Annotated in this window: 18 protein-coding genes and 1 tRNA gene; 5 read left to right on the top strand and 14 right to left on the bottom strand. The window is 55.4% G+C overall.

The genetic code is table 11. The annotated features are described in order from the left end of the window. Window position 1: 1 nt before the first annotated feature. Window positions 2–1,042, bottom strand: coding sequence for a quinolinate synthase NadA (nadA, locus tag HG264_RS00795; RefSeq protein ID WP_169405878.1), 1,041 nt, complete (start codon window positions 1,040–1,042; stop codon window positions 2–4). 179 nt (window positions 1,043–1,221) lie between these two features. Between nadA and HG264_RS00790 the strand changes: the two genes are divergently transcribed. After that, window positions 1,222–1,857, top strand: coding sequence for a Yip1 family protein (locus tag HG264_RS00790; protein WP_169405877.1), 636 nt, complete (start codon window positions 1,222–1,224; stop codon window positions 1,855–1,857). Window positions 1,858–2,301: 444 nt separating this feature from the next. Then, the gene (locus HG264_RS00785; RefSeq protein WP_169405876.1) at window positions 2,302–2,817 is read left to right on the top strand and encodes a DUF4142 domain-containing protein; all 516 of its coding nucleotides are present in this window, start codon (window positions 2,302–2,304) and stop codon (window positions 2,815–2,817) included. A gap of 313 nt (window positions 2,818–3,130) precedes the next feature. On the opposite strand, the gene HG264_RS00780 is transcribed toward HG264_RS00785, so the two are convergent. From HG264_RS00780 to HG264_RS00765, 4 genes are all read right to left on the bottom strand, one after another. Continuing rightward, window positions 3,131–3,577, bottom strand: coding sequence for a PA2169 family four-helix-bundle protein (locus HG264_RS00780; RefSeq protein ID WP_169408965.1), 447 nt, complete (start codon window positions 3,575–3,577; stop codon window positions 3,131–3,133). A 69-nt stretch (window positions 3,578–3,646) separates the two neighbouring features. Further along, complete coding sequence (locus tag HG264_RS00775) at window positions 3,647–3,943, bottom strand: YgaP-like transmembrane domain (RefSeq protein ID WP_169405875.1); 297 nt, start codon at window positions 3,941–3,943, stop codon at window positions 3,647–3,649. A gap of 145 nt (window positions 3,944–4,088) precedes the next feature. Continuing rightward, the gene (locus tag HG264_RS00770) at window positions 4,089–4,319 is read right to left on the bottom strand and encodes a DUF2061 domain-containing protein (RefSeq protein WP_169405874.1); all 231 of its coding nucleotides are present in this window, start codon (window positions 4,317–4,319) and stop codon (window positions 4,089–4,091) included. Window positions 4,320–4,356: 37 nt separating this feature from the next. Next, on the bottom strand, window positions 4,357–4,875 hold the full coding sequence (locus HG264_RS00765) for a ferritin-like domain-containing protein (protein WP_169405873.1): 519 nt from the start codon (window positions 4,873–4,875) through the stop codon (window positions 4,357–4,359). A gap of 355 nt (window positions 4,876–5,230) precedes the next feature. Between HG264_RS00765 and HG264_RS00760 the strand changes: the two genes are divergently transcribed. The 3 genes from HG264_RS00760 to HG264_RS00750 all read left to right on the top strand — a co-directional run bounded on the left by HG264_RS00760 (window position 5,231) and on the right by HG264_RS00750 (window position 7,684). Beyond that, window positions 5,231–6,400 (top strand): hypothetical protein, encoded by a 1,170-nt coding sequence (locus tag HG264_RS00760; RefSeq protein WP_169405872.1) that lies wholly within the window; start codon window positions 5,231–5,233, stop codon window positions 6,398–6,400. Window positions 6,401–6,409: 9 nt separating this feature from the next. After that, window positions 6,410–7,141, top strand: coding sequence for a ferritin-like domain-containing protein (locus HG264_RS00755; protein WP_169405871.1), 732 nt, complete (start codon window positions 6,410–6,412; stop codon window positions 7,139–7,141). 81 nt (window positions 7,142–7,222) lie between these two features. Further along, a complete protein-coding gene (locus HG264_RS00750; protein WP_169405870.1) occupies window positions 7,223–7,684 on the top strand; it encodes a hemerythrin domain-containing protein in 462 nt (153 codons plus the stop codon). A 115-nt stretch (window positions 7,685–7,799) separates the two neighbouring features. Here HG264_RS00750 and HG264_RS00745 read toward each other — a convergent pair. The 9 genes from HG264_RS00745 to ybgC form a co-directional block, all read right to left on the bottom strand. Beyond that, window positions 7,800–7,875, bottom strand: a tRNA-Lys gene (locus HG264_RS00745). Window positions 7,876–7,999: 124 nt separating this feature from the next. Beyond that, window positions 8,000–8,698 (bottom strand): 7-cyano-7-deazaguanine synthase QueC, encoded by a 699-nt coding sequence (gene queC / locus HG264_RS00740; RefSeq protein WP_169405869.1) that lies wholly within the window; start codon window positions 8,696–8,698, stop codon window positions 8,000–8,002. Between the two features lie 59 nt (window positions 8,699–8,757). Further along, entirely contained in the window at window positions 8,758–9,612 is an 855-nt protein-coding gene (gene ybgF, locus HG264_RS00735; RefSeq protein WP_169405868.1) for a tol-pal system protein YbgF, read from the bottom strand. Between the two features lie 9 nt (window positions 9,613–9,621). Next, complete coding sequence (pal, locus tag HG264_RS00730) at window positions 9,622–10,137, bottom strand: peptidoglycan-associated lipoprotein Pal (RefSeq protein ID WP_169405867.1); 516 nt, start codon at window positions 10,135–10,137, stop codon at window positions 9,622–9,624. Between the two features lie 42 nt (window positions 10,138–10,179). Next, the gene (tolB, locus tag HG264_RS00725; protein ID WP_169408964.1) at window positions 10,180–11,460 is read right to left on the bottom strand and encodes a Tol-Pal system beta propeller repeat protein TolB; all 1,281 of its coding nucleotides are present in this window, start codon (window positions 11,458–11,460) and stop codon (window positions 10,180–10,182) included. 29 nt (window positions 11,461–11,489) lie between these two features. Beyond that, window positions 11,490–12,569, bottom strand: a complete 1,080-nt coding sequence (gene tolA / locus HG264_RS00720; RefSeq protein ID WP_256663730.1) for a cell envelope integrity protein TolA — start codon at window positions 12,567–12,569, stop codon at window positions 11,490–11,492. Next, window positions 12,566–13,012, bottom strand: a complete 447-nt coding sequence (tolR, locus tag HG264_RS00715) for a protein TolR (protein ID WP_169405866.1) — start codon at window positions 13,010–13,012, stop codon at window positions 12,566–12,568. The genes tolA and tolR overlap by 4 nt, the downstream gene beginning before the upstream one ends. An 11-nt stretch (window positions 13,013–13,023) precedes the next feature. Further along, window positions 13,024–13,695: a protein TolQ gene (gene tolQ, locus HG264_RS00710; RefSeq protein WP_169408962.1), complete on the bottom strand. Its 672-nt coding sequence runs from the start codon at window positions 13,693–13,695 to the stop codon at window positions 13,024–13,026. 26 nt (window positions 13,696–13,721) lie between these two features. Then, window positions 13,722–14,165, bottom strand: coding sequence for a tol-pal system-associated acyl-CoA thioesterase (ybgC, locus tag HG264_RS00705; RefSeq protein WP_169405865.1), 444 nt, complete (start codon window positions 14,163–14,165; stop codon window positions 13,722–13,724). Between the last annotated feature and the right edge of the window lie 31 nt (window positions 14,166–14,196).

Genomic DNA, 14,196 nt, shown 5'->3' with positions numbered 1-14,196 from the left:
TTCAGGCCCTGGCCTTGCTGGTGAAATCCAGCATCCGTTCCAATGGCTTGAGCGCCTGGGGAATCAAGGCCTCCGGCACCTGAATTTCATCAGTACCCTGCTCCAGCGCCTGCAATACCCTCGGCAGAGTATTCATTGCCATCCACGGGCAGTTCGCGCAGCTGCGGCAGGTTGCACCGCTTCCGGCCGTAGGAGCCTCGATCAACTGCTTGTCTGGCGCGCCCTGCTGCATCTTGTAGAAGATGCCGCGGTCGGTGGCTACGATGAAGGTCGGATTGGGTAAGGTTCGCGTTGCGTTGATCAGCTGGCTGGTCGAGCCTACTACGTCAGCCAACTCCACGACCGGCGCCGGGGATTCGGGGTGAACCAGTATTGCCGCGTCCGGATACACTTGTTTCAGATCCAGCAGAGCCTTGGCCTTGAACTCCTCGTGAACAATGCAGGACCCCGACCAGAGCAGCATGTCTGCGCCGGTCTTTTGCTGAATATAACCGCCCAGATGCTGATCCGGCGCCCAGAGGATCTTCTCTCCCTTATCCATCAGGTGCTCGACAATCGCCTCGGCACAGCTGGAAGTGACAACCCAATCCGCCCGCGCCTTGACCGCTGCTGAAGTGTTGGCATACACCACCACAGTGCGATCGGGATGCTGGTCGCAGAAAGCCGAAAATTCGTCGATCGGACAGCCGATATCCAAAGAGCATGTCGCCTCCAGAGTAGGCATCAACACTCGCTTCTCCGGGCTGAGGATCTTCGCGGTTTCACCCATGAAGCGCACACCTGCCACCACAAGCGTGCTGGCAGGATGGTTCTTGCCGAAGCGGGCCATTTCCAGCGAATCCGAAACACAGCCACCCGTCTCTTCAGCCAACGCCTGGATCAACGGGTCGGTGTAGTAGTGAGCAACCAGCGCAGCGTCATGCTTCTTGAGCGCAGCCGCGATGCGAGCCAGATAATCGGCCTGTTCGGCTTCGCTCAGTACGCGCGGCGCTTTAGCCGCGAGATGCGCCTGAACAAGTACACGCTCGGGAATCTGAGACATAGTTCGAACCACCCAACGAAGATTTGACCGGTAGATAATACCATGTCTGGTCAAGCCCCGAGGTTCCAGCGATCACCTGGTGTCGGCCCGCCGATCACCTCACGTTGCGTGAACTTAGCGCGGCGCTACCAAGTCAACCGTAACAAGCCCAGCCTGTTTAATAACTCCGGGAGCTAGTCATGTTTCAGCTATTGCCCAAACTATTCACCTCTCCGCGTTCAGCCTGGTTGCCGATTCGACAACACGCCGAGCAACATCCCTGGGGCTTTCTACCCGTCCTGATTGTGCTGTCCTTCATTCCGGCCATTTGCGCTTATATCGGCACGGCACATGTAGGGTGGGAGCTTTTCGGCAGCGAAGACCCGACCTACCTCAACCAGGCCAGTGCGCTCTACCTCGCCTGCATGGTGTATCTGGGTTTTCTGTGCGGCGTCTCAATAATGGCCCTGATGACGCGCTGGGTGCTGTTCCGCACGCCGGGCCGCCCTACCCTGTTATTGGCCTATACCTTCGCCACCTGCTTGTCCGTCCCATTGATGCTCGCGAGCATCGGTGCGGTGATCCCCCTGCGCATGATGCTCCTGCTTTTCGCGGTGCTTGGAACGTTGTATTCAATCGTCCTGCTATTTCGCGGCCTGCCAGTTTTCATGCACCTCAAACGCAACGATGAAACGCGCTTCTACGGAGCATGCATTCTCGCCGTGGGTTTTCTGGTCTTTTTGACTAACGGCTTCATTTTCATGGAACTGTGGTGGCAGCCTCTTAGTGGTGGCGAATACATTAGCGAACCGGCTGAATCGGACGATTTTTCGTAAGCATGAGCCAAACGGGTCCGGCCACCTACTCCGCCGAATAGCATGCCGGGCCCATAAGTAATCGGGCACGGCACAGCTCCGCTCACTATTAAGACTTCAATACCACCTGCGTGACAGGCGAACGTACAGAACCCGCAAAGTTCCGTTGTGCGAAAGTCAATGTAGCAGAACAACGGCTAAGCGTTTTTACGAACTTTTGGATGAATAACCAATCCATATTACCGAGTAGGGCATAACGCTCGGTCCATACACTGGGTACGGAGGAGTTATAACGGCGAGTTGATACTCCGTCCCGAGCCTGAAGTGTTTCGGAATCGGTTAAGCGCTTGCCTAAAAGAAAGTAACTTATGAATCTGCCAGAAGCACCTACATGAGCGGAACCTGCATTTCATTCCGCATATCAGCTTCAGGCCCAACTAATCAACAAACCGAAGGATAACTAACATGTCTACAGTGAATTATATTAAGAACGGTATGCTCGCAGTGATTCTCGGATTCTCAGCGTCAGCTTCCTGGGCTCAGAATATGGACGCCGCCGAGTTTGTTGATGAAGCAACTGCCAAGGGCATCGCCGAGATTGAAGCAGCAAAGCTCGCTATCGAGCAAGGCCAGAACCCCGAAATCAAATCCTTTGCTGAGCGGATGATCGAAGATCACACCGAGATGAACCAGAAGCTCAAGGAGCTCGCCCAGGAAAAGCAACTTGAAGTATCTGACGACGCTACCTTGATGGATCAGGCCAAGGCGATGATTCTCGAGATGCGCGATGGCGAAGGGTTCGACGACCATTATGCAAGTAATCAGGTAAACGCTCACGAGCAAACGATTGAGCTGTTCGAGAATGCGTCAAAGAATCTGACCGATGAAGACCTGAAACAACTTGCTACCGACAACCTTGAGACCCTGCGCGAACACCTCGCCAAGGCCAAGGAACTGGAAAGCCAGATCGAAGCTGAGTAATCAGTCCGACCCGGATAGGCAGCGCTACGGCGCTGCCTATCTATTTCTTTCGCTGTAATTACTTAACCTTCTTTAGTAATTTATCCCTTCACTGCCTGCCTGCCCTGTTTCGATTCGAATTCCAGTCCCCACACCCATCGCTGCCTGTTTACGTCCACTGACTGGCGCCTGGATGCATGACCCCCGCGCATACTGCGTGATCTGAGCCCAACCTCTCTGACTTGCATATCTGTGGCAATAAAAAGCGACTGGCGTTTCCAAGTGCCGGACACAAAAAAGGGCAGCCTTGGCTGCCCTTGTGCCAACTGACCTGTTAGGCCTGATGACTATCGCGCAGCGCTTTAACCTGATCATGGTTGCGCAACACGCCTTCGTACTGACGCTGCACTACCGAGCGAATGTCCGCTGGCAGGTCTTTATCCAGTGCCTTCTTATAACTCTTCTTGGCGACATCTTCGCCGCGCTCACATTCATTGAGAACGGCCTGGTCATCCTTGCCGGTAATCGCCGATTTGATATCAACCCAGCGCCGATGCATGTCGCCGCTCACGCTGGTGCTGTCTTCAGGGTCACCCCCAAGCTGAAGCACCAGCGCCTGCAGCTCTGCTGCCGCCTTGCCGCATTCCTGCGCACGGGCAGAGAAGGTGTTCTTCAAATTTGCGCTTTGCGCGTCTTCAGCACAGGCTTTGAAACCTGCTTCACCATCCTTGCTAGTCTCAATAAGATCGTTGAGGGTGGAAATTACGTCTTTAGTATCCATAGTCGTCATAGGTGACTCCTGTTTCGAACGAAAGTGTTATCTAGCGTAGCGTTGCGGAAGATGTGCGCTTCAGCCCATCTTCTGCATCATTCTTTTCTTCATTTCGCAATGGCCGGTCATACCGCGATAAATAGCCGCCCCGCCCATTGCCAGACTGATGAGCCCAAACAGTCCGCCTTTACGCAGGCCTTTCCCGAGCAACAAAGCGCCACCCGCAACGGACGCTACGCGCTCCATACCGGTTACGTTGATCTCGCTGGATGAACCGGATCTGACCGGGGATGTCTGGGCCTGAGTCGAAGGGCCAGCATTGGGAGTTGGTGTGGTTGCCGTAGCATTCCCTTGAGGCTGATTTGTCTGAACCATTAGTGTTCCCCTTTGATGACATGAATGAAAATATTGACGGCACTGGAACGGGAAGTTGCCACCTCTAATAAAGACCTGCGGGCCATGAGGTGGTTCAACGGCACGGCCCTATACAAACGAATTAGTAATTACGGATGGCCTGCATTTACTTATCAATGGTACGGCGGCCAAAATTTCCGTGACCCAACCCTTTCTGGGGACTCCGTTCGGAACCAAAACGTTGCCAGGCCCGCTCATGAAAATAATAAGCCACGGTATTAACCATCGGCTCTACCAGAGCAATAAGGCCGCCGGTTATTACACTTCCAGTGAGCAGATAGGCAACGGTAAACGCAACGGTGAAATGAACAACTGCGAAGGTAAATGTCTTCAGCATTTCACTCCCGGATAAGGCAGGCCGTAGCCCGCCCCCTTTATCGTTTAGCCGTCGTATCGGGCGCGGCGTCACGCGCAAGATAGGCTTGAGTCAGCTCTGGGAGATGCTCTTTAAGCCACGCGGCCATCGCTTCTTCCTGGGGCAGAATCTGCTCACAGGCGCGCTGCGTTTCAAGATCGCCTGCGGCTTTCGCTGCCGCGATAAGAACTGTGTAGGCAGCTATTTCCATATTTTCAAATACGTAGCCCGCCATCGCGCCCTTGATAACCTCATCGCTAACGAACATCCCGGATGCTCCCTGTCCGAACGCCATGATCTTGCCCCCCATATCCTTGATAGTGGAAGGACTGGCATTCAGTCTGGCCAGACAGCCATCCAGTAGCTTCTGCTGTCCCAGCGTCTCTTCGATATGCTGATCGATACGGGCCTTGAGCTTTGGATAATTCTCCAAGCGGGACGATTGTGCTTTCAGCATAGTTTCCGCTTGCTGCTCCATCGCATGCGCGTCACGCAGCCAATCCACGAGGTTGTCAACCTTGGCGCTGCTGTCAGTCATTGGGATGCCCTCTTGATAAGTGAACCTGTAATTGAGAAAGGCTGTGGACAACGAAGTTCCTACCGCTCGAATACAAATCGTTTCACGCTACTTCAGGACGCCTCTATAAGTAGCGTGAAGTAGCGTGAAACGGTTCGTCCCGAAATTCAGCGGATTTTACTCATAAATTCACGACCCCATAGTTGAAGCACAGCGGCGTGATACTGCTTTATCAACCGGTTTCGGTTTAATTTTTTGCGGAATTAAAAACCGCAGCTAAGAACCATTTGATATATAAAAAGTATGAACGTTCTCGCTGGTTAAACTTCTACTTTGTACTACCACATCAACATGCCATTAACGTCTGGAGGCATTCATGCACGGACTTTCGGGAATATTCGACAACCAGGGCGTTCCGCTTGAAAAGCAGGAATTTTCCTGGAAGGACATAGCCAGCAAGCCGATCAGCAAACTGGACGATGATGCGTTTACTCGCGTGCGCGTGATACTTATGAACGGTATCGAGCAAGATGCGCTGCGTTTGAAACACATTGGTGCAAGGATGAATAAAGCATTAAGGTTGCCGCTGGCGCAGGTGCGTCGAGTCGAGCAGCACCAGATGACGTCGATCAACTGGCTCCTCTCCTCTGACCACTCCCCACTGGAAACCACAGTCGCCTACGAACAGGTGGCTATCGAAGTGACAGCAGCCGTTGCTCAGAACGAACCGGATCCTTACCAGGCGCAGACGTACCGCTTCGGGCTGCTTGAGGATTTCGATCACCTGTACCGCTATTCCGCGATGCTGGACCGGCTCGAAGGCAAGGATGCGAACAACATCCTGCAGGGCTATACCGATATGATTCCTGGCCGCCCCACCTCCGAGCATCACCGCGCCCCTGAAAGCGATCTGCGCGATAATTACGAGCGGGAAAACGCTGCACTTATCACCAAGATTCACGCAGCGATGATTACCGCAGCGGAGTATCAAACCCACGACTACTACATGAACATCGGCCCGCTATTCGCCGATCCTGTGGCGCGCCAGCTTTACGCCGAGATTGCCTCGGTGGAGGAGCAGCACGTCACCCAGTATGGATCGCTCATGGATCCTGACGAGTCTTTCCTGGAAAAGTGGCTGATCCACGAAGCCATGGAGGTCTATAACTACGAAAGTTGCGCACAGCAGGAGGACAACCCGCGGATCAAGGCAATGTGGGAGCGGTTCCTGGATTACGAGCTGGGCCACCTGAATCTGGTATGTGACCTGTTCAAACAATATGAACGCCGCGATCCGGCCGAGATCATCGGTGGATCTGTACCAGCAATGATTGAATTCAAGAGCCAGCGGGAGTTCGTTCGCAAGGTCGTCTCCGAGGAAGTCAATCTCCGCACTTCGGGTAACAAATACGTCCCCAAACAAGAGGAAAGTCCGCTGTCGCTGGCTTACCGCACTCAGATGAACACCCCGATTATCCCGGCCAACATCGTCTCGGCAGGTTACAACTGGCGTCCGGGTACCGAACTGGCAGAGAAGAAATCCTAGGAGGCTTCCATGGTAAGTTCAGCAAAAATGGGCCATAACCTGACCGGCGCCCAAATGTCCCCCAAAGACACCGCGAAGATGGCAGAGGCAGTAGAACACTACGCTGCGGATGTCCCAGGCAATGCATCAGATTTATTGATAGCTCGTCGAAACGAAACCACCGAATCCGGCCGTATCGGGTCGGTTCCCGTGCCGGGCTCGGCAAAGGGGATGCTCAAATCCACCTTCGAAAAGATGATGGGCAAAAACCCCGAGGTGCTGATAGACAAACTGGGTGAGCGGCTGGCTTACGAACGTACTGGCGTACGTCTGTATGAAGCCGCAATTGCCAAGGTCCAGGCTCTCGACACCGGCGCCGGCGCGCCACCGGATCTCCTGAAAACGCTGGAGACTATACGCAACGAAGAGGAAGAGCATTTTCACCTGCTCGTTGCCGCAATTGAAAAACTCGGTGCCGACCCGACCGCCATGACGCCCTCGGCCGATGTTGTAGGGGTAATCGCATTGGGGGTCATGCAAGTACTTACCGACCCCCGTACTAACATTTCGCATGCATTGAACGCACTGCTGACTATCGAACTGGCGGATAACGCAGCCTGGGAACTCCTGATCGAAATGGCCGAAAGTGCCGGCCAGAAGGATATCGCCAAGAGTTTTGGCAAGGCATTCACGCAGGAAGAGCAACACCTGGCAAATATCAAGGCGCTGTTAAGACAGGATCAGCTCGGACAATTGTCCTGATAATAAGAATCCGCTGAATCCTGGCCGACACAGTCGGTCCATATTTCCGTCCGTTACGGAGACTGTCGATGAGGAGTCGTCATGAATGCGATAGACCTGTTGATTCAGGACCACGAAAAACTCAAAAAGCTGCTCGAACAGATCAGCTCGACGACCGAGCGAGCCGCCAAGACACGCACCGATGTGTTGGCTCAGATCGAAGCTGAAGTACTAAGCCACACCCGGATCGAAGAAGATATCTTCTACCCAGCCTATCGCGACGCTAGCGATAAGGAGGGGATAAAGATGTTCCACGAAGCAGTGGAAGAACATCGGGCAGTCAGCGAGCTTGTACTGCCGGATCTGCTCAAGACGCAGCCTGACACCATGCAGTTTTCAGGGCGCATCAAGGTGCTCAAGGAATTGCTGGAACATCATATTGAGGAAGAAGAAAGCGAGATGTTTCCCCACGCCAGGGAGGTGCTCAAGGACGACGAGCTGAACGATCTAGGGAAGGAAATGGAGGCGATGAAAAAAACCATCAAGGCCGACATCAAGAAGTAAAGATTGGCATGGGGTTAGTCAGGTTGCGGAGGTTGAACGCACGCTCTGGGCCTGACTCAGCCCCAACCCATACGGAAAGCTTGAAAGACAATATAGAAGGGAAAATCAAGGGAAATGGTGGGTCGTGTAGGATTCGAACCTACGACCAATTGGTTAAAAGCCAACTGCTCTACCAACTGAGCTAACGACCCTTTGATGCGCGGTATATTACTGATTTAGCACAGAAACTCAAGATTTTTTTACGCTTTTTTTGCGACCGTTTGTCCTGCCACGGCGCGCCTCGCTGTGTATTACTCGAACCTGCGTTATGCCATTTTACCGGACAGCAGCATCCTGGTAGCGCGTAGCGTCCGCCACTCCGGCTGAAGCGAATCCTGCAGCGCGTAAGGTACAGCTGTCGCAGCGGCCACAGGCCCGACCGTCCGGGTCTGCCTGATAACAGGAAACCGTTAACGCGTAATCCACTCCAAGGCTGGTGCCTGCCTGAATGATCTCTGCCTTGCTCAAGTGCTGCAGAGGCGCCTTGATGCTGAAGCGTGTCCCTTCGACGCCAGCGCGGGTAGCAAGATTGGCCATGTGCTCGAAAGCGGCAATAAACTCAGGTCTGCAGTCCGGGTACCCGGAATAATCCACGGCATTCACACCTACGAAGATATCCTGTGCCTGAATAACTTCAGCCCAGCCCAGGGCCAGCGCGAGAAACACCGAGTTTCGCGCCGGGACATAGGTAACCGGTATGCCCTCCCCCATCGTCTCTGGCACGGCGATACTCTCATCCGTCAGGGCAGAGCCACCTATCCCGTCCAGATCAAGCCTGACGGTCTTGTGCTCGGTTACACCCGCCACGCTGGCAAGCCTCGATGCTGCCGCCAATTCAGCGCTGTGACGCTGGCCATAATGAAAGCTCAGAGCGAAACAGTCGTAACCCTGCGCCTGCGCCATAGCCAATACGGTCGCGGAATCGAGCCCGCCGGACAACAGCACGACGGCTTTGGGCTTGGTAGCGTTATTCATGATGTGGGGTGATCCGAAGGTTGTACAGCGGCAGGGCTGACTACCCTGCCAGGACGTGATTATCCGAGATTATCCAGATCGCGCCGCGCCAGTTGCGCAGCTGAAGAACCGGGATGCTTGGACAGGACTTCCTGATACAACTGGCGTGCCTTGTCTGGATTGCCCAGACGACGCTCAACATCCGCCAGCTTGTACAGGGCATCCGCTTCTTTGCGGTGGCCCTGGAAATTACTGATAACCTGAGCGAAAGCGCGGCCAGCCGAGTCCAGATCGGACTGAGCCAGATGCACTTCGCCCAGCCAGTACTGTGCATTTCCTGCATAGGTACTATCCGGATAGCGACGCAGAAACGCGTTGAATGCCATCGCCGCTTTTTCGAAGTCCCGGGTTTTAACCAGATCGAAAGCGGCTTCGTAAAGCAGTTTTTCCCGCTCAGGGTCCGCCGGGGCTGACTGACTCGCCCCATCGGGACGGTTTCCACCCGCTTGCGGCTGCGCTGCCGGCGGATTAACGGCCGGTCCCTGATTGGTTGGCGGCTGTACGGTTGCTAGCGGATCATCAGGCGAGGTATTGCCCGCCCCGTTCCGCGATGGTGCTGTAGTACCGCCCGTTAACGATGTTAACCGGCGGTCGAGATCCTCGTACTGATCAAGCTGGTTCTGTTCCAGCTGTTTCAGTCTATGTTCCTGCTCTTCAAGCAGGCCACGCAACATTGATACTTCTTGCTGCAGCTGGTCCAGCTGCTGCATGAGCTGGCCCTCGAGCGAGAGCCGGCCCCCGGACGTCGCGGGCGCAGGAGTGGCTGGCTGGCTGGGGCGAGCACCGCCCGAGCTGCCGTCAATAATCGGTGCCTGCGCCGCCGCCATCAGCGGCGACAGCAGACAGACAAACGCAACACTCCTGAACCCTTTCATGCGACCTCTTTACTTACGCAGTTCTACGCGACGGTTCTGAGCCCAGTCTTCTTCGCTGGAACCCAGTGCGTCGGGCTTCTCTTCACCGTAGGAAACCAGCTCCAGCTGTGCAGGAGAAACGCCTTGCAGTACCAGATAGCGCTGAACGGCGCCGGCACGACGCTCGCCCAGAGCCATGTTGTACTCGCGAGTACCGCGCTCGTCGGTATGGCCTTCAAGAACCACACGATTGCCTTCGGCTTTCAGATCCTTGGCGTGAACGTCCAGGGCCTGCATGGCTTCCTGTTTCAGATCAGCGCTGTCGAATTCGAAGTAGAAAGTAGTGATCGCACGCAGAGCGGCTTCTTCGCTGCTCACACCGTCATCCATCGAAGAGGGAGAAGTGCTGGTGTAACCGGCGTTCGGGTCAACTGCCCCTGTGCCAGCGCCAGAACCGGACGCGTCACCACCCTTGGAGGAACAACCTACAACTACACCAAAAGCTACGATCAGAGCTGCTGCTTTGCCGAACTTGATAACTTCCATCATATAACTCCTGAAACCCCATACGGTTTGTGTTGTTGCACCCTAAGGCAGGTACGGTGACCATGAAGGCACGCGCAGGTCGGTGAACTGTGTCGGTATGACCGACCGCGCACGACCGTTAGTCGAGACCAGCATGAGAACGCCTTTTCCCTGTTGACGGGTGGCATAAATTAACATAGTGCCGTTGGGAGCGACAGTAGGCGACTCATCCAGCGACGTTTCTGTCAAAATCCTCAGATTGCCGCTCTTCAGATCCTGAGTGGCAATATGAAAATTACGGTAGCCCTGCTGCCGGTGGACCATGACCATGGTCTGCCCATCCACCGAAAGCTTGGCGTTAGCATTATAGTTGCCAACAAATGTCAGGCGCTCCGAAGATCCGCCGTTTATATTCTGCTTGTAAATCTGTGGTCGACCACCCCGATCGGAAGTGAACACGATCGTGTTGTTATCCATCCAGTCCGGCTCGGTGTCGATGCCGTAGTGGTTGGTCACCCGCCGCATATCCTTGGTGGCGAGATTCATCACGTAAATCTCGGGATTGCCATCCCGCGATAATACAAATGCCAGCCGCTCGCCATCGGGCGACCATGCCGGAGCCCCGTTGAGGCCCTCGAAGCTGGTGATACGCTCGCGCCGCCCTGTCTGTACGTAATGAACATAAATTTCCGGCCGGCGCGACTCGAAAGACACGTACGCAATACGCTGGCCATCCGGCGCATAGGAAGGCGTCAGAATCGGCTCCTTGGACTGGAGCAGAGTCACCGCACGGGCGCCGTCATAATCCGAACGCTGCAATGTGAAGCGCGTATTGTCCGCAGAGTGACGCTCAGCAGCCACGTAGAGCAGCTTGGTATTGAACGCCCCCTTGACGCCGGTGAGCTCCTCGAAAATCTCGTCGCTCATATGGTGCGCCATATCACGCAGCTGCCGCTGGGTACCGCTTACTGTCTTGGACAGCAGAACCTCTTCACGAGCCACACCGTAAAGCACATATTTGATTTCGAAGCGGTCAGCCGAAGGATTGGTAACGCGGCCAGCCACTACGTACTGCACCCCCAGCGCGTTCCAGTCCCGCGGGAATATCTCACTGGCCTGGGTCGGATAGCTGAGCATGTTGCCGCGATCAAACGCGACAAACATGCCGGTATGACCAAGGTCATTGCCGACAATCTCAGCCACATCCTCAGGCAATGGCGAGGAACCTTGCCAACCAAGCGGAACGACTGCGACCGGGGTCGCCTTGTCCGTGCCACGGGTGATTTCAATAGCGTTCTGCGCCATTGCCGTCTGCGCCATGAACAATACGGCCAGGGCCGCCATCCATAAACGGGTTAATTTCGCTGCTTTTATCAAAATGACAAGTCCTCTGGCCTGAATCGCAGGGTCAGGTTACGAAACCTGCGATCGAACGTTGTTGGATCATCCCGCGACAATTGTTGCATTTCCGGGATCCGTCCCACATTACGCACCGCCTGCACTGCCGATTGGTCAAAGCCCGCATCACCACTCGAACGAGACACTACCGCATCGGTAATCTGCCCGGTAGGCAACATGCTGATCTTCACTTCTACCACCATACCGTTTCGCGCGGTGGGTGGACGGCGCCATTGAGCGCTAACGTAACGCCGAATGACGTCTTCATAACTGGCCGCTACCTCGTCACCTACCTGATTGGCCTGAGCCTGCTGGTATTGCGTTTCCTCAGCCAGCAACTCGGCCAACGCCTTGGCGCGGGCTTCTTCCTGTTCGCGCTTCTGCCGGGCAACGCGATCAGCTTCAGCTTTTTTCTTTGCCTCCTCGGCGGCTTTCTTTTTTGCTTCCTCAGCAGCTTTGTTCCTGGCCGCTTCAGCGGCTTTCTGTTTGGCAGCTTCTTCGGCCTTGCGTTTGGCCTCCTCAGCAGCCTTCTTCTTCGCCGCCTCTGCTTCAGCGGCTTTCTTGCGAGCCTCTTCTTCAGCGGCTTTGCGTGCGGCATCCGCTTTGCGCTTGATCTCTTCTTCAGCCTGCTGCCTGGCTTTCTGCTCTGCCTCGGCGCGCGCCGCAGCAGCCTTTCGTTCCTGCTCGGCCCGGGCTGCTTCAGCTGCGGCGGCAGCGGCCTGCTTTTCGGCCTCGGCGGCGCGCTGGGCTGCTTCCTGTTCCTGTTGCTGCTGCTGTTGCTGTTGTTCCAGCTCTTCGGCTTCGTGGCGCGGCGCGGCCGTGCGCGCCGATTCGCCGGCGATCTTCTGATCAGTCTGGTTGGTCGCCGGGCTCTTCGAATCCAGCTGTACCAGAGTCGCCTGCACGATGGGCTTGGCCGGCTCGAACTCGGGGGCTGAGGAGAACGAAACGAACAGCATCATCGCTACCACCAGGTGAACCGCCAGCGCCTTCAGCAGAGGCGCAGCGTAACCTGCCGAGTGTTCTTCCGGAGTCCGGTGTTCGCGCGTATTCACGGTGCCTCGGTAATCAATCCGACATTGGGAACGCCAGCCTGTTGCAGCGTTGCCATAGCGGTTACCACGATACCGTAATTGGCCGACTCATCGCCCCGTATGTATACCAACGTATCCGGTCGGGCATTGATAATCTTGGTCACCTTCTCTGACATTTCCTCGAGAGACACAGCGCTCTCGCTCTGGTTCTCGGTATCCACTGCTTCACCCAGATTCCAGTAATAGGTGCCGTCCGCCAGAACAGACAGGGTCAGCACTTGCTGATTGCTGTCGGAGGGCAGCACCTCGCTGGACACCTGCGGCAGGTCGACCTTCACGCCCTGGTTGAGCATGGGCGCGGTCACCATGAAAATCACCAGCAAAACCAGCATGACGTCGATATAGGGCACGACGTTCATTTCGGCGACCGGTTTGCGTTTGCGGCGTCTGCCTTGAACCTGCATCGTGACTCCTGTTATTCGTCCCGGCTATGCACGCGACGGTGCAGGATGCTCGAGAACTCGTCAGCGAATGTGTAATAGCGGCTGATCAACGTCTCGGAGCGCGCAGAGAATCGGTTATAGGCGATCACCGCAGGAATAGCTGCAAATAGCCCCATGGCCGTAGCGATAAGTGCTTCGGCAATGCCCGGTGCAACCGTTGCCAGCGTGGCTTGCTGCACAGTGGCCAACCCGCGGAAGGAGTTCATGATCCCCCACACCGTACCGAACAGACCGACATAAGGGCTGGTCGAACCAACCGTCGCCAGGAAAGACAGGTGCTGCTCGAGCTTCTCCTCCTCGCGGGAGATAGCCACGCGCATGGAACGCTGTACCGCTTCCATGACAGCCTCTGGATCCACTCCGGTCTGCTGACGCATCCGCGAGAATTCCTTGAAACCTGCGCGGAAGATCTGCTCCAGACCGGAATCGCTATCCGGACTGCCGGTTACCTGACGATACAGCTTGGACAGGTCTATGCCGGACCAGAACCGGTCTTCGAAATTTTCCAGCGCGGCCTTGGCCGAGCGAATAGTAGTGCTACGCTGGAAAATCATTACCCAGGACACTACGGATGCGGCCACCAGAACCAGCATAACCAGCTGCACCAACAGACTCGCACTGGATATAAGGTGCCACATTGACATTTGATCAGCTTGCACTCTTGCCTCTCCTAACTCGGCCGTACAGGTGCTGCCTGGCAAGCCTTGAAGGCTTCGCTCATAGCAGCTGGAATTTTTATGGGCTTGTAGTGGTCTGCATTAACGCAGGCTACGAGAATTTCGCCCTCACATAACACCATGTCATCCGCCCGTTTCACCTGCTGGCGGAAGCGGACGCTCGTTCGCTTGAGTTCCAAGACCTCCGCAGAGATCACAAGTTCATCGTCCAGACGAGCGGGCGCGTGATAGCGAGCCGCTACCGAGTGCACTACGAAAATGACGTTATCGCCCTGCAATCTGCTCTGGTTGAATCCCAGGCTGCGTACCAGCTCGGTTCGCGCCCGCTCCATGAATTTCAGATAGTTGACGTAGTAGACGATGCCCCCGGCATCGGTGTCTTCGAAGTAGACCCGGGCCCGTATGGAAAACGGTGTCCCTGAAGTGTCAGCGCGCATAATGTAGATACAACCGAAGCTCTTGCATATA

It is taken from the genome of Pseudomonas sp. gcc21 (assembly GCF_012844345.1).
GTDB lineage: Bacteria > Pseudomonadota > Gammaproteobacteria > Pseudomonadales > Pseudomonadaceae > Halopseudomonas.
This window is presented reverse-complemented; position numbering and strand designations above follow the sequence as displayed.

Bases quoted from the DNA above. Each gene is read 5' to 3' on its own strand.
- nadA (WP_169405878.1), bottom strand. From the start codon at position 1,042: ATGTCTCAGATTCCCGAGCGTGTACTTGTTCAGGCGCATCTCGCGGCT.
- HG264_RS00790 (WP_169405877.1), top strand. From the start codon at position 1,222: ATGTTTCAGCTATTGCCCAAACTATTCACCTCTCCGCGTTCAGCCTGG.
- HG264_RS00785 (WP_169405876.1), top strand. From the start codon at position 2,302: ATGTCTACAGTGAATTATATTAAGAACGGTATGCTCGCAGTGATTCTC.
- HG264_RS00780 (WP_169408965.1), bottom strand. From the start codon at position 3,577: ATGGATACTAAAGACGTAATTTCCACCCTCAACGATCTTATTGAGACT.
- HG264_RS00775 (WP_169405875.1), bottom strand. From the start codon at position 3,943: ATGGTTCAGACAAATCAGCCTCAAGGGAATGCTACGGCAACCACACCA.
- HG264_RS00770 (WP_169405874.1), bottom strand. From the start codon at position 4,319: ATGCTGAAGACATTTACCTTCGCAGTTGTTCATTTCACCGTTGCGTTT.
- HG264_RS00765 (WP_169405873.1), bottom strand. From the start codon at position 4,875: ATGACTGACAGCAGCGCCAAGGTTGACAACCTCGTGGATTGGCTGCGT.
- HG264_RS00760 (WP_169405872.1), top strand. From the start codon at position 5,231: ATGCACGGACTTTCGGGAATATTCGACAACCAGGGCGTTCCGCTTGAA.
- HG264_RS00755 (WP_169405871.1), top strand. From the start codon at position 6,410: ATGGTAAGTTCAGCAAAAATGGGCCATAACCTGACCGGCGCCCAAATG.
- HG264_RS00750 (WP_169405870.1), top strand. From the start codon at position 7,223: ATGAATGCGATAGACCTGTTGATTCAGGACCACGAAAAACTCAAAAAG.
- queC (WP_169405869.1), bottom strand. From the start codon at position 8,698: ATGAATAACGCTACCAAGCCCAAAGCCGTCGTGCTGTTGTCCGGCGGG.
- ybgF (WP_169405868.1), bottom strand. From the start codon at position 9,612: ATGAAAGGGTTCAGGAGTGTTGCGTTTGTCTGTCTGCTGTCGCCGCTG.
- pal (WP_169405867.1), bottom strand. From the start codon at position 10,137: ATGGAAGTTATCAAGTTCGGCAAAGCAGCAGCTCTGATCGTAGCTTTT.
- tolB (WP_169408964.1), bottom strand. From the start codon at position 11,460: ATGGCGGCCCTGGCCGTATTGTTCATGGCGCAGACGGCAATGGCGCAG.
- tolR (WP_169405866.1), bottom strand. From the start codon at position 13,012: ATGCAGGTTCAAGGCAGACGCCGCAAACGCAAACCGGTCGCCGAAATG.
- tolQ (WP_169408962.1), bottom strand. From the start codon at position 13,695: ATGTCAATGTGGCACCTTATATCCAGTGCGAGTCTGTTGGTGCAGCTG.
- ybgC (WP_169405865.1), bottom strand. From the start codon at position 14,165: ATGCGCGCTGACACTTCAGGGACACCGTTTTCCATACGGGCCCGGGTC.